At 59.8% G+C, this 13,405-nt stretch carries 14 protein-coding genes, 2 tRNA genes and 1 pseudogene; 3 read left to right on the top strand and 14 right to left on the bottom strand.

What is annotated here, in order from left to right; translation table 11 throughout:
* Window positions 1-13: 13 nt before the first annotated feature.
* From BM229_RS13280 to lepA, 4 genes are all read right to left on the bottom strand, one after another.
* Window positions 14-1,069, bottom strand: a complete 1,056-nt coding sequence (locus tag BM229_RS13280) for a C4-dicarboxylate TRAP transporter substrate-binding protein (RefSeq protein ID WP_093928131.1) — start codon at window positions 1,067-1,069, stop codon at window positions 14-16.
* A 245-nt stretch (window positions 1,070-1,314) separates the two neighbouring features.
* Window positions 1,315-2,091: an MBL fold metallo-hydrolase gene (locus BM229_RS13275; protein WP_093928130.1), complete on the bottom strand. Its 777-nt coding sequence runs from the start codon at window positions 2,089-2,091 to the stop codon at window positions 1,315-1,317.
* 80 nt (window positions 2,092-2,171) lie between these two features.
* Window positions 2,172-3,002, bottom strand: a complete 831-nt coding sequence (locus BM229_RS13270; protein ID WP_093928129.1) for a 3-oxoadipate:acetyl-CoA acetyltransferase — start codon at window positions 3,000-3,002, stop codon at window positions 2,172-2,174.
* Between the two features lie 232 nt (window positions 3,003-3,234).
* The gene (gene lepA / locus BM229_RS13265; protein ID WP_093928128.1) at window positions 3,235-5,037 is read right to left on the bottom strand and encodes a translation elongation factor 4; all 1,803 of its coding nucleotides are present in this window, start codon (window positions 5,035-5,037) and stop codon (window positions 3,235-3,237) included.
* A 215-nt stretch (window positions 5,038-5,252) separates the two neighbouring features.
* Here lepA and BM229_RS13260 point away from each other — a divergent pair, with 215 nt between their 5' ends.
* Window positions 5,253-5,615, top strand: a complete 363-nt coding sequence (locus BM229_RS13260; RefSeq protein ID WP_243261421.1) for a hypothetical protein — start codon at window positions 5,253-5,255, stop codon at window positions 5,613-5,615.
* A gap of 4 nt (window positions 5,616-5,619) precedes the next feature.
* On the opposite strand, the gene BM229_RS13255 is transcribed toward BM229_RS13260, so the two are convergent.
* From BM229_RS13255 to BM229_RS18255, 7 genes are all read right to left on the bottom strand, one after another.
* Window positions 5,620-6,081 (bottom strand): arsenate-mycothiol transferase ArsC, encoded by a 462-nt coding sequence (locus BM229_RS13255; RefSeq protein WP_093928127.1) that lies wholly within the window; start codon window positions 6,079-6,081, stop codon window positions 5,620-5,622.
* The gene (locus BM229_RS13250; protein WP_276326650.1) at window positions 6,082-6,585 is read right to left on the bottom strand and encodes a UPF0262 family protein; all 504 of its coding nucleotides are present in this window, start codon (window positions 6,583-6,585) and stop codon (window positions 6,082-6,084) included.
* 101 nt (window positions 6,586-6,686) lie between these two features.
* Window positions 6,687-7,988 (bottom strand): histidinol dehydrogenase, encoded by a 1,302-nt coding sequence (hisD, locus tag BM229_RS13245; protein WP_093928126.1) that lies wholly within the window; start codon window positions 7,986-7,988, stop codon window positions 6,687-6,689.
* Window positions 7,989-8,039: 51 nt separating this feature from the next.
* Entirely contained in the window at window positions 8,040-8,369 is a 330-nt protein-coding gene (locus BM229_RS13240; protein WP_093928125.1) for a hypothetical protein, read from the bottom strand.
* A gap of 29 nt (window positions 8,370-8,398) precedes the next feature.
* Complete coding sequence (locus tag BM229_RS13235; RefSeq protein WP_093928124.1) at window positions 8,399-8,869, bottom strand: DUF2948 family protein; 471 nt, start codon at window positions 8,867-8,869, stop codon at window positions 8,399-8,401.
* On the bottom strand, window positions 8,866-10,137 hold the full coding sequence (murA, locus tag BM229_RS13230) for a UDP-N-acetylglucosamine 1-carboxyvinyltransferase (RefSeq protein WP_093928123.1): 1,272 nt from the start codon (window positions 10,135-10,137) through the stop codon (window positions 8,866-8,868). Before murA ends, BM229_RS13235 begins: the two co-directional genes overlap by 4 nt.
* 3 nt (window positions 10,138-10,140) lie before the next feature.
* Window positions 10,141-10,317 (bottom strand): hypothetical protein, encoded by a 177-nt coding sequence (locus tag BM229_RS18255; protein WP_093928122.1) that lies wholly within the window; start codon window positions 10,315-10,317, stop codon window positions 10,141-10,143.
* An 85-nt stretch (window positions 10,318-10,402) separates the two neighbouring features.
* Between BM229_RS18255 and BM229_RS13220 the strand changes: the two genes are divergently transcribed.
* Window positions 10,403-10,477, top strand: a tRNA-Thr gene (locus BM229_RS13220).
* 294 nt (window positions 10,478-10,771) lie between these two features.
* Here BM229_RS13220 and BM229_RS13215 read toward each other — a convergent pair.
* A complete protein-coding gene (locus tag BM229_RS13215) occupies window positions 10,772-11,293 on the bottom strand; it encodes a superoxide dismutase family protein (RefSeq protein WP_093928121.1) in 522 nt (173 codons plus the stop codon).
* A gap of 105 nt (window positions 11,294-11,398) precedes the next feature.
* On the opposite strand from BM229_RS13215, the gene BM229_RS13210 reads away from it, so the two are divergent.
* Window positions 11,399-11,475: transfer RNA gene (locus BM229_RS13210), tRNA-Arg, on the top strand.
* A gap of 182 nt (window positions 11,476-11,657) precedes the next feature.
* On the opposite strand, the gene BM229_RS13205 is transcribed toward BM229_RS13210, so the two are convergent.
* Together BM229_RS13205 and BM229_RS18385 are read right to left on the bottom strand one after the other, a co-directional pair.
* Window positions 11,658-12,845, bottom strand: a complete 1,188-nt coding sequence (locus tag BM229_RS13205; RefSeq protein WP_244152226.1) for an ATP-binding protein — start codon at window positions 12,843-12,845, stop codon at window positions 11,658-11,660.
* A 24-nt stretch (window positions 12,846-12,869) separates the two neighbouring features.
* Window positions 12,870-13,046, bottom strand: a pseudogene (locus BM229_RS18385) (MHYT domain-containing protein); the annotation flags it as partial.
* Window positions 13,047-13,405 lie beyond the last annotated feature (359 nt).

Raw genomic sequence — 13,405 nt, 5'->3', positions numbered from 1 at the left:
CCTAATTTAGCGCTTAGTTGCTTTTGGCTTCCCAAGGATAACCATCCGCGTCGCGCTGCTCGGTGTATTTGGCGATGAGGCCTTTATACTCTTCCAGCAGTTGCTCTCCGGGCAGGCCCGCAGAATCGGCCGTCTGCTGCCATTCGTCGAGGAACTTCTGACCCGCTTCGACCAGTTGAGCGCGGTCTTCTTCGGGGAGGGTGATGACTTCAACGCCCTGCTCTTTCATCGATGCGATGGCGTTGTCGTTGGCCTCTGTGATCATACGGCCAAATTCATCCGCCATGTCCGACCCCACGGAAGCCAGCGTTTCCTGCTGCTCGGGCGTCAGACTGTCGTGCATGTCTTTGTTCATGAAGATGCCCAGACCGCCGACCTGACCCCAATCGAGGATCGTGTAGCTGTCCATCACCTCGGCCTGCTTCAGCGCGGCGACGGCATAGCTGTAGCCCTGCGAACAGTCGATCAGCCCGGTGTCGAGCCCTTGGTAGGCGTCATAGATCGACATGTTGACCATGTTCGCGCCCTGCTCGCCAAAGACCTTGCCGTAGGCGCCCACGCCGCGGACCTTCTTGCCCGAGATATCCGCCACAGATTTGATCGCGCCGCCCTTGCAGCCGATGTTTACCTGGCTGGTGGTCCAAGTGCCTATGTAGACGAGGTTCTTGTCGGCCAGATCGTCTTGGATCGCTTGGCTGGAGCGCATCAGCTCATCCGTGGCGCGCATACCGACCCAAGCGTCGGGGTTGTTTACCGGCAGGTCAGCAATGCCGTAGCCCGCCATTTCCTGCGGATAGTACACGGCGATGACCGAGCCTGTGTCAGCCACCCCATAGGCGATGGATTGCACGGCTGCGTTCGCTTTGAACAGCGCGCCGCCCCACTGAATGTCGAATCGGATATCGCCGTCCGAGCGTTCGGCAACTTGATCGGCGAACCACTGCAACGCATCGGCGCGTGCGCCGCGGTTGGGCCCTGCTTCACCGTGAATCAAAACGGTTTCAGCGCTCACCGCGCCGCCAGCCAGCGCCAGAGCTGCGGCGCAGCTCAGGTGTTTGAAAATTGTCATGTCGGCTCCTCCCAGAGACTTGTTTCGCAATGTGAACCATTGTTTCACATCTGTCGCAGGTCACGCTAGTCCGCGAACTTGGGGCGATCAAGCAAAACTTCTGACTTGGGAAGGGAGAGTGCCTAGAGCACTGAATTCATTGTATAAGAAGATAATACAGGGAATTCGAAAGCGGCTCCCGTTGCGACCTGTGCGGGAACCGTCGAAAGGGTCGGCCACACCCCAATGGGCGTAGCCGCAGGGCTTTAGCTTTCGTACCAGCCGCCGATTTTAACCTCGACATCGGTGCCGACGCGCTTGGCGAACTCTTCTGGGTCTTGCGTGCCGCCGTCTTTGCCCCGGAAGTGATAGGGATAAACATAGGTCGGTTTGAACTCTGCCACGGCGGAAGCAGCGGCGTTGGAATCCATGGTGAACGGCAGGTTCATACAGACAAAGGCCAGAGAGATATCGGTCAGGCTGCGCATCTCTGGCGTATCTTCGGTGTCCCCCGAGATGTAGACGCGGAACCCTTCAAACCCGAGGATATACCCGTTGTCGCGGCCCTCAGGGTGAAACTTCTTACGCTCTTCGGTGGTGTTATAGGCCGGGATCGCGTTGATCGGCAGGCCGTTAAATTCGGCATTCTCGCCATTGGCAATCTTACTGGCCTTGGCGGCCAGCGCCTCGGGCAGCATGTCGAAGACGGCGGGGTTGGTGATGATCTGCACGTCATCGCCTGCCAGTGCGGCCAGCGTATCGGCATTGTAGTGGTCGCCATGCTCATGGGTGATGAGGATCAGATCGGCGGCGGGGAAGTCGCTGTATTGCGCGGGCTCGCCCACCGGATCGACATAGATCACGCCCGCCGGGGTCTCCAACACGATAGAGGCGTGGTCGACCGGATGCACCGTGATCGGGCCAGCGTCGGTATCGAATGTATCACCACTATGCGCGGCGGCGCGAGCGGCAAAAGGCAGCAGGGTCACGACGCCAGCGGCGGCGGCAGAGGTGGCAAGGAAATGGCGGCGGGTCTGGGACATCTCAGGCTCCTGTTGGTTGCTGGAACGGGACATAGCTGTCCCGTCCCTCATTTCAACGCAGCGCCTCTTAGACGGCAAGCCTATGCCGGGCGCAGACCCAGAATCTCACGCGCTTGTGCAGCCGTGGCGACCGGACGCTCGTATTTTGCGCAGAGATCCGCCGCCCGCTGGATCAGCGCGGCGTTCGACGGCGCCAGCCTGTCGCGGTCCAGCCGCACGTTGTCTTCCAGCCCCGCGCGGGTATGACCGCCCGCCGCGATTGCCCATTCGTTCAGCACGATCTGGTTCGGCCCGATCCCGGCAGCACACCACTGCGCATCGGGCGCGAGGCGGTTCAGCGTCTGGATGTAGAAATCAAAGGTCTCACGGTCCACCGGCATGGCGTTTTTCACGCCCATGACGAATTGCACATAAAGCTGGCCGGGAATGCGCCCGTCGCGGTTCATTTCGGCGGCCTTGTGGATGTGGCTGAGGTCAAAGGCCTCAATCTCGGGTTTAACCGCGTGAGTTTTCATCTCCGAGGCCAGCCAATCGACCAGTTCCGGCGGGTTCTCATAAACTCGCGTCGGGAAGTTGTTGGACCCAACCGAGAGCGAGGCCATGTCGGGCCTGAGCGAGAGCATTCCACCCCGCTCCCGCCCCGCGCCCGAGCGCCCGCCGGTGGAGAACTGGATGATCATGCCGGGGCAATGCTTTTGCAGGCCCTCCATCAGCCGCGCGAACTTATCGGGGTCGGAAGACGGGGTCTCGTCGTCGTTGCGCACATGGGCGTGGCAGATCGAGGCCCCGGCCTCGAACGCTGCGTGGGTCGACTCGACCTGCTCGTTGATCGAGATCGGCACGGCAGGGTTGGCGGCCTTGGTGGGGACGGAGCCGGTGATGGCGACGCAGAGGATGCTGGGGGTGGTCATGGGTGGTGGTCCTGTGGCGGCGGTGGTTGGGTGCGGAAGGTCGCATATGGTGGGGGCGGTGTACACTATTGGGAAGTGGAAGGTGGTGCCAGCGGGGAAGTGAAGTCCCCGCTTACCCTCAAGAAAGCCCAAGAGCTTCCAGCGTGAACCAATGCCCCCAAACACAACCGAGCGGGAACGCGCATTGCTTTGCAATACGCTGCCTCCCGCGCGCTCTAAAAATGGCCAGCTTTTAGCTGTCCATTTTTAGAGCGGAAATAAACGCCTCCTGCGGGATATCCACTTTCCCGAACTGGCGCATCTTCTTCTTACCGGCCTTCTGCTTCTCCAGCAGCTTCTTCTTCCGCGTGGCGTCGCCGCCATAACACTTCGCCGTCACGTCCTTGCGCATGGCCGAGAGCGTCTCGCGCGCGATCACCTTGCCACCGATGGCCGCCTGGATCGGGATCTTGAACATGTGGCGCGGGATCAGGTCTTTGAGCTTTTCCACCATCGCCCGGCCGCGCATCTCGGCGCGGTCGCGGTGCACCATGGTCGACAGCGCATCCACCGGCTCGTCGTTCACGAGGATCTGCATCTTGACCAAATTATCCTGCCGGTAGCCGATCATCTGGTAGTCAAAACTAGCGTAACCCTTGGTGACCGACTTCAGCCGGTCGTAGAAATCAAACACCACCTCGTTCAGCGGCAGGTCATAGACGACCATCGCCCGCGAACCGGCATAGGTCAGGTCTTCCTGAATGCCGCGGCGGTCTTGGCAGAGCTTCAGCACGTCGCCGAGGTATTCGTCGGGCACGAGGATCGTCGCTTTGATCCGCGGCTCTTGCATGTGGTCCACCAACGTCATGTCGGGCATGTCGGCGGGGTTGTGCAGCTCCTGCATCGTGCCGTCCTTCATGTGGACGTGATAGATCACCGAAGGGGCGGTGGTGATCAGGTCGATGTCATACTCACGCTCAAGCCGGTCGCGGATCACTTCGAGGTGCAGCAGGCCAAGGAAACCGCAGCGGAAGCCAAAGCCGAGCGCGGCAGATGTTTCCATCTCATAGGTGAAGGAGGCATCGTTCAGGGCGAGCTTTTCGATCGCATCGCGCATGTCTTCGAAGTCATTGGCGTCGACCGGGAAGAGACCACAGAAAACCACCGGCACGGACGGCTTAAAGCCCGGCAGCGGGGTTTCACACTTGCGCTTCTCATGGGTGATCGTATCGCCGACGCGGGTGTCGCGGACCTGTTTGATCGAGGCGTTGAGATAACCGATCTCGCCGGGGCCGAGGCTTTCGACGCCGGTCATCTTGGGCCGGTAAACGCCCACATCGTCCACGTCATAGGTGCCGCCGGTCTTCATCATGCGAATGCGGTCGCCCTTTTTCAGGGTGCCGTCGATGATCCGGACGATACAGATGACGCCAAGGTATTGGTCATATTTACTGTCTACCAGCATCGCCTTGAGTGGCGCATCGGGGTCGCCGCCCTTGGGCGCGGGCAGTTTATTGACGATCGCTTCCAACACATCGGGGATGCCGACGCCGGTCTTGGCTGAGATCAGGCAGGCCTCGGAGGCGTCGATGCCGATCACGTCCTCGATCTGTTCGCGCACGCGGTCGGGGTCAGAGGCGGGCAGGTCGACCTTGTTCAACACCGGCACAATCTCATGATCCGCATCGATGGCGGTATAGACATTGGCCAGCGTCTGCGCCTCGACGCCCTGAGTGGCGTCGACGACCAGCAGCGAGCCTTCGACCGCATGCATGGAGCGCGCGACCTCATAGGCGAAGTCGACGTGTCCGGGCGTGTCGATCAGGTTCAGCACATAGGTTTTGCCGTCCTTGGCAGGGTATTCGATGCGGACGGTGTTGGCCTTGATGGTGATGCCCCGCTCCCGCTCGATATCCATGTTGTCCAGAAGCTGGCTTTGCATGTCGCGTTCGGCGACCGTGCCGGTGAGTTGGATCAACCGGTCGGCCAGCGTGGATTTGCCGTGGTCGATATGCGCCACGATGGAGAAATTGCGGATGTTTTCAAGCGGTGTCATGCAAGGGGATATGGCGCAGTGCCGCGCCTGCGTCAATTGGCCATGAACGCTCCTGTGCCCCCTGCCCGCCCTTCACGGCGCTTTATCGCGGGCTGAGAGCCAGTACCCCTCCAAAGGAGAATTGCACGAAGCCCCTTTTTGCGGCATAATGTTCGGCAGAGCAGATCGGGCCGACAAGGGGAAAACCCCACGGTCCAAAACAATAGGGCAAATCAATGCGTACAGTTGTAAGTTTGATGGCGCTTGTCGTCTTGGCGGGCTGTGGTGGGTCGCGGTATTCCAGCGATGCGGCCGTGGGGCGTTTCGCTCCGTCTCCGGTGCTTTTTGCCACAGGACCGATCCAAAAGGCCTGTCTGGCCGATGGGCGTCGCGGCTCGAGCCATGCGCGTTGCGGATGCGTACAGGCGGTGGCGGATCAAACGCTGTCCCGCTCAGACCAGCGCCAAGGCGCCAAGATTTTCCGCGACCCCCACCGTTTGCAGGAAATGCGCCAGTCCGACAACAAGAGCCACAACGCTTTCTGGAGCACATGGAAAGCATTTGGGCAAAGCGCTGCAGCGGCTTGCTCCAACACCTAACCGTTCAGCTTTCGTTCAGCGGCGGTCCGAACCGGTCAATCAGCCGTCCGACGATCTGATCGCGGGCGGCGCGAAACTGGGTGAGCTTGGCCTCGCGCCCCTCTCCCAGCCCGGTGGGGTCGAGGATCGGCCAATATTCCACGTCGAGGTGATAAAACCGCGTCAGTTCCAGCGCCCGGCGCTGGCTGGCGGGGCTGAGCGCGATCACAAGGTCGAATGACCCCAGATCGTCGCCCCATTCTTCCATCTCATCGAAACTGCGGCTGCGATGCCGGTCCAACTCCACATCCAATTCACTGCACACAGCGATGGAAAAACCGTCGATCTCCATGTCGTTCTTGACGCCCACGGACTGCACATAGGTGCCAGTGCCGTAGAATTTCTTCATCAAGCCTTCGGCCATCGGCGAACGGACGGCATTGTGGTCGCAGCAGAAGAGAACGGACTGAGGCAGCACCTGCTTCATTTATCCGCCGAAATGCAAAACGCAGATCAGGGTAAAGAGCCGCCGCGCGGTATCGGTGTCGATCTCGGCCTTGCCCGACAGGCGCTCTTGCAGCACCCGGGAGCCTTCGTTGTGAATGCCGCGCCGGGCCATGTCGATCGTCTCGATCTGACTGGGGGGCAGTTTCTTGACCGCCTCGAAATAGCTTTCGCAGATCTGGAAGTAATCCTTCACCACCTGCCGGAACGGACCGAGGGAAAGGTGGAATTCCGCTGCTTTTTCAGCTGCTTCGGTTTCCACATCAAAGACCAGCCGCTTATCGCGGATCGACAAAGACAAGTGATACGGGCCGGACGGCACCGGGCCTTTTTCGCGCTCAGGCAGAACAAAGCTGTTCTCTTCCAGCAGGTCGAACATAGCCACCTTACGCTCCTGATCGATCTCAGGCGTGGGGGGCGGCATGTTCGCGTCATCAAGCGCGATATGGGTGATGCGGGTCATTGGCGCATCCTTTTTGCTGGCGATACCCTTTCGTGGATAACGCAGCGGTGGGGAGGGGGCAATGCGCGAGAGCACACCCTATGGCGAATGTCGCGCCCGGTTGGCTCAGCGAGCAGCCCCCTGCCCTAGTCGTTCAGTTTGCGCAGGCGCGCGGTGACCGACAGGCCGTGCGCCTCAAGGCTCTCTGACTGGGCCAGCCGCTCTGCCGCCGGGCCGATCGTCTTGAGCGCCTCGGGAGACATCTGTGCCAGCGTGGTCCGCTTCAGGAAATCCAGCACCGATAGGCCAGAGGAGAAGCGTGCCGAGCGGGCTGTGGGCAACACGTGGTTCGGGCCGCCGACATAGTCGCCAATCGCCTCAGGCGTCCATTGGCCGAGGAAGATCGCGCCCGCATGGGTGATCTTGGCCGAGAGCGCTTTGGGGTCCGCGACGCACAGCTCGAGGTGTTCGGGCGCGATGCGGTTGCTGAGGGCTGCTGCGGCGTCGAGGTCCGGCACGGTGATGATCGCCCCGTTGTCGCGCCAGCTGGCACCCGCGATTGCGCGGCGCTCCAAGGTCAGAAGACGCTTTTCGACGGCTTCTTCCACGGCACGGGCAAAGCCTGCATCCGTGGTGATGAGGATGCTCTGGGCGCTCTCATCGTGCTCGGCTTGGCTCAGCAGATCAAGCGCGATGAAATCGGGATCGTTGTTGCCATCGGCGATGACGAGGATCTCGGATGGCCCCGCGATCATGTCGATGCCAACTTTGCCGAAAACGCGCCGTTTGGCGGCGGCGACAAAGGCGTTGCCGGGGCCGGTGATCTTGTCCACCGAGGGGATCGTATCGGTGCCATAGGCCAGCGCCGCCACGGCCTGCGCGCCGCCGATGCGGTAAATCTCATCCACCCCGGCGATGCGGGCGGCCAGCAACACAAGCGGGTTCAGCACGCCGTCGGGTGTCGGCACGACCATGGCAAGGCGCTCGACCCCCGCCACCTTGGCCGGGACCGCGTTCATCAGGACCGAGGACGGATAGCTCGCCAGCCCGCCCGGCACATAGAGGCCAGCGGCGGAAACCGGCGTCCAGCGCCAACCCAGCGTGGCGCCGTCGGGGTCGGTCCACTCGGCGTCTTCGGGCAGCTGCCGTGCGTGATAGGCGCGGATGCGGTCGGCGGCCAGTTCCAGCGCCTTGCGGTCCTCGGGAGAGACTTCGGCGACGGCGGCGTCAACCTCGGCGGCGCTGATGCGCAGGGTTTCGGGGGTGAGGGTCACGCGGTCGAACTTTTGCGACAGGTCGATCACGGCAGCATCGCCCCGCGCGCGCACATCGGCGATGATCTCGGCCACCACGGCATCGACATCGGGGCTGTCTTCGCGCTTGGCGTTCAGCAGTTTGTCAAAGGCCGCTTCGAAATCGGGGGCGGAAGCATCAAGGGTGACGGGCATGGGGTCAGGCTTTCGAAAAGGGGGCCACCGCAGCGGGCTGGCCCAAAGGTATCAAGACGCGGAAGGACGGCGCAGGCTGGGCTCGGCCCGCAGGCCCGATGTTTTGACAGCGGCACTGGGGACGGAGCGCTGTGCCAAACGCATGGCGCGGGTATCTTGGGCGTTGTCGAACACGGCGCGCGCGACATGGGCTGCCAGAATGGCAAACAGCCCGCCCGCAATCGCCGCGGCAGGGGCCAAAAGCCCCGGTAATGTGACCGTGCCCAACAGATGCCGCACCGCCAGCGCCACCCCAAGCAGCAAAAGCGCCCAGCCGGTGGCCTCGGTCATGAGGGCCGCAACGCGCCCCCGGGTAAATCTATTCTGTTTAAGTTCAGGCATCTCGCGATCCTTGCCACCGTGACGGGATGTCACTCGGGGTGAACGGGCCGTCTCTTGGAGGGGGCGACATAGGGACGGGTCACGTCCTTAAGCGTCACTTCAAGCGCTTCGACTTCCAATCGGATCGCGCCATCCCCGGCCAGTGTCAGCGTGACATGGCCTGAAGGTGCGTCGCTTTCCTCAAAGGTGATGTCGAGCAGCGATAGGATCGTATCGGCATCGCCCTTGGGCACGCCTTGGCTCGCCACACGCTGCACGTTGTTGAACATCAGTATTGATTGCACACGTTCAGGCGCGTGCCGTGCAGCGCCCGTGTCTTCGTGCCGCAAGCGGTTCAGCAGCAAGGCAAAGCGCGCCCCGGTGCGATGCCAGCGCATTTCAGAGGCGGGAAAGACCGCGTCTTGGGTCAGCGAGGCGATCACCGTCAGATCCTCGGCATCCAATGCGCCGAGGTTCAGGGGTGCTTCGCGGCCGTCTTCGAAACGTGCATCTTCGGTCATTTGCCGCTAATCCTTTCGATATCCGCGCCCACGCCGCGCAGTTTCGACACCACATGCTCATAGCCGCGATCGAGGTGGTAGACCCGGCTTACCGTGGTCTCTCCGGTGGCGGCCAGCCCGGCAAGGATCAGGGAGATGGAGGCCCGAAGATCGGTCGCCATCACCGGCGCACCTTTGAGCTTTTCAACCCCGGTGACCTTGGCCGTGCCGCCATGCACGTCAATCTTTGCTCCCATGCGGATCAGTTCCGGCGCATGCATAAAGCGATTCTCGAAAATCTTTTCCTCCAACACGGAGGTCCCTTCCGCCGTGCAGAGCAGTGCCATCATCTGCGCCTGAAGGTCGGTGGGGAAGCCGGGGAAAGGCTCGGTCGTGACATCCACCGCCGAGATGCGCCCTTTGCGCCGCGCGACCTTGAGGCCTGCTTCGGTCTCAGTCACTTCAATCCCTGCCGCATCGAGCTTTTCACAGAACGCCTGCAGCAAGTCGATCCGCCCGCCCAGCAGTTCCACTTCGCCGCCGCAAAAGGCTGGCGCAAGCATGTAGGTGCCAAGCTCAATACGGTCGGTTACCACCTTGTGGGTCGCGCCATGCAGGCTGTCGACGCCCTGAATGGTAATGCTCGACGTGCCGTCACCTTCAATCTGCGCGCTCATGGCCCGCAGACAGTCCGCCAGATCGACGATCTCAGGCTCCCGTGCAGCGTTGTTGATGACGGTCGTGCCCTTGGCCAAAGTCGCGGCCATCAAGATATTCTCGGTCGCACCGACAGAGGCGAAGGGGAAGTCGATCACCGCCCCCTTGAGCTTACCGCCCTCAGCCTTGGCATAGAGATAGCCGTCACGCAGATCGATTTCCGCGCCCATCTTCGCCAGCCCATCGGTGTGGATATCCATCGGCCGCGCGCCAATGGCGCAGCCACCGGGGAGGGAAACTTCGGCATGACCTTGACGGGCCAGCAGCGGACCCAGCACAAGGTTAGACGCCCGCATCTTGCGCACGATGTCGTATTCCGCGCGGGTGTTGATCTCACCATGGCTGGCCATTGTGATGACCTTGCCGTCTTGCATAGAGGTCACTTCGGCCCCCAAAGAACGCAGTAGTTCGGTCATTGTCCGGATGTCGCTCAGGCGGGGCGCGTTGGTCAGCGTCAGCGGCTCTTCGCTCAGCAGCGTCGCCGGCATCAGCGCCAGACAGGCGTTCTTGGCCCCCGCAATAGGAATTTGCCCGTTCAGCTCGCCGCCGCCTCTGACCAGAATCGAATCCATCGTTCAGCTGTCCTTTTCCGACCCTTGGGGGTCATTGCCTGTATCCTGCGCCACATCCTCGGCCCGCGCACGCGCCTGCGCCTTGCGCCGGCCCATATTGGCCTTCAGCGCAGCCTTCAACCGCGCCTCACGAGCGCTCGGTGTTTTTGCGGTCTTTTCTGAAGCGTTTTGCTTTGCCATGCCGCCTATCTAGCGCAGGGTGCACGAAGCGTCCAGATCAGGGGTTGCGCCCCATTTCGATTGCGGCTAATCACCCGCCCACGGCGCTGCTGTAGCTCAGAGGTAGAGCACTCCCTTGGTAAGGGAGAGGTCGAGAGTTCAATTCTCTCCAGCAGCACCATGAACCCCACACTTCGTCATATAAGACACTTGTCGCGCTGGCGATGATCTCTCGACTTACGCCCGTCGCTGCGCGTCACTCTGAGTGCGAAAGATCGATTCTCTTCAGCAATATTGTGGACCCTTACTTTTTTCAGATAAGTCCTTCTTCACCCTCAGTTTTGCGAAGGCAGAGTTTCTTCGGGAAATGGTACCGGGGAAACCTACTAAGCCCAGCAACATCTCGAACCTCAACTTCAACCACCCTGCCCCAATCATGGGGCAAGGCGTGGTGTTTTCTACGCTTCAAGTCGAATCAAGATGCTTCAAACACACCGCAAGCAATACGTGATCCTGCGTCACCCGCTGGCTGAGATGTATAATCATCCGAGCCGTCGTGTATAACAAAAGCCGCGCCGTCATCGTCTTTGATCATGCTGTCAATTTCTAACAGATCAAGAAAGACTTCGGCCTTCAACACGCCATCATCACCGACAGTCATATTCGGCATGTCACCCGGATGCGGCCCACCTTCGACAAGCACGCCATGCTGATGATCGCCCGCGATATGACCGCCTGCCGATTTGAAATCCTCCGCAGAACAATCGCCAGTCTCATGCAGATGGACGCCATGAGTTCCAGCCGGAACGCCCGTCACATCGATCTTGACCAATGTCCGACCCGAAGCGGTCGTGTTTAGCGTAACACTGCCTGAAATATCATCAGAATTGCCGGCCACCTGAGCGGTTGCTGCCGTTTGCATATGGCCTTCGGCTTGCACCGCTGCGGCGCCTGTGGCGGCCAGAGTGGCCCCGATTAGGATATTGCGCAGATACATGGCTTTCCTCCGTTGGGTTCTATATCAGATGATAGCCCAACCCACCCGGCCCGCGTCGGGTTCCTCTTGATGCGCGCTAAGGCTTACCCCTATAAGCAGGCGAGTGCTCCCTTAGCTCAGCTGGATAGAGCAGCCGACTTCTAATCGGCAGGCCGAGGGTTCGAATCCTTCAGGGAGCGCCACTTTTCATAAAGCCCGAATGCACAAACCTATTTTCTTACGCACCACCCTGTGCCGCGGCTTTCGCCGAACTGTGCCTTCACTGGCTGGCAGCATCTTCACGAAATGCCTTATCAACCTGATTGTGAAGCCCAATCCGTCAGGGCCGAAATTCATCGGCCCCAACATCGACCGATTGGATCAATCAAGCCGCAGCGAGCGCTTTTTCCGCAACGATAACGGAAGCGCATTCCGGCAGATCAACGGTGAACTTTGTCCCAACACCAACGGTGCTTTCCACACCAATGTCGCCATCATGTGCCGCGGCTAATTTTTTGCTGATCGCAAGGCCCAGACCGGTGCCCCCTTCGGCGCTTTTGGTCGCTGTTTCAGCTTGGATAAAGGCTTGGAAAATCCGCTCCAAGTCTTCTGCCGGCATCCCGCAGCCGTTGTCCTCAACCTCAAGTCGGCAGGTATCGTCGATCATTCTGGCGCGCATTCGTATGCTTGAGGCCGATGAAAACTTCAGCGCATTGCCAAGCAGGTTAATCAAGATTTGCTTGCAGCGCCCACGGTCGGCGAAAACGTTGAACTCATCAAACTCAATTTCCAATGACGACTGTTTCTCTCTCGCCAGGCCCTGAAACTGCTCCTGCAGCTCGGCCAGCAAATCACCAGCTTGAAAGGAGATTCTGTTCAGTTTGATCGAGTTAAGTTCAATACTTGTGTAATCCAGAAGCTCGTTGATGATCGTTAGCAGGTGATCGCCTGCCGATTTGATGCGGCCCCCGTAACGCTCTGTCTGATCGCCCAAATCATCAAAGTGGACCTTGGTGATCGGCTCATTCGGTTTCAACTTGGCTATCGTATGCCCTTTGAGGTTCGTCAAAAAGCTGGCGTAACCGTTGATAATCGTCAGCGGCGTACGCAACTCGTGGCTTAAAACGCTCATGAATTCTGATTTGGCGCGGCTGGCATTGCGCGCTTCATCCCGCGCCTGGCGCAACTCGTCGATATTCTCCATCCGCGTGCGGTTTTCGATAAAATAGGTGAACAGCCCACCAAGAACGATCAGCGCCGCCGTTCCCGCGATGACAAGCGCCAGCAGCTTGAACTCAGCAGGGTTGCTGTGCCCGGCCATCAAATTCGTGGGTGTCACATGAAAGGCGGCCATCCCGGTAAAATGAAGCCCAATGATCGCCGCCGCAAAGGTCAGTGTCATGTTGAGTGTGGTGAACTTCCCGTTCTGCGCGCCAAAGAATAACGCGAAGATCGCAAACAGCATGGCAAATACAACTGAGGCGATGAGGTAATTCTCGTCCCAATGGATCATCCCTTCAACCCGATAGGCGACCATCCCAGTGTAGTGCATGGCCGAGATCGCCAGCCCCAAGATCACCCCGCCGATAATGGTTGTAATCCAAAAGCGGAACATCCCAGCGATCAGAATGCCGAGTGTACACCCAAGGATCGCGATCAGCAGGGATGCGAACGTCAAACCCAGATCAAAGCTTACCGGAGCGTCAGGCTGATAGGCAAGAATGGCGATGAAATGTGTGCACCAAATGGCGATACCAGAGGTGACAGCGGTCATAAAATACCACAGCAAGGCCTGTCGCGGCGTCTGCTTTAGCGCATGCCGGTAAAGGTTTGTGAACACCCAACTGCCGAAAACACACAAAAGCGCAGCCAGCAGAACCAGCATCATGTCGTGGTCACTATGCATAGAATGAGCGACTGTAAGCATTTTTTAACCTCAAAATAATCAAGGTAGTGTTGCTCAAGGAATGCGGCAAAACGTTGTCAAAGACCGCTCCTTTTAACGGTATTTTCACCTCACATAACCAGTGCGTGTATTGGTTTTCGCTCGGCCCGCACAGCGCACTGCTGCTCCGGCTGGGGCTGTGGACATTAATTCACCCAGCACCTTTGCTAGACGCCCATGCGTTTTCT

It is taken from the genome of Sulfitobacter dubius, assembly GCF_900113435.1.
GTDB classification, from domain to species: Bacteria; Pseudomonadota; Alphaproteobacteria; order Rhodobacterales; family Rhodobacteraceae; genus Sulfitobacter; species Sulfitobacter dubius.
This window is presented reverse-complemented; position numbering and strand designations above follow the sequence as displayed.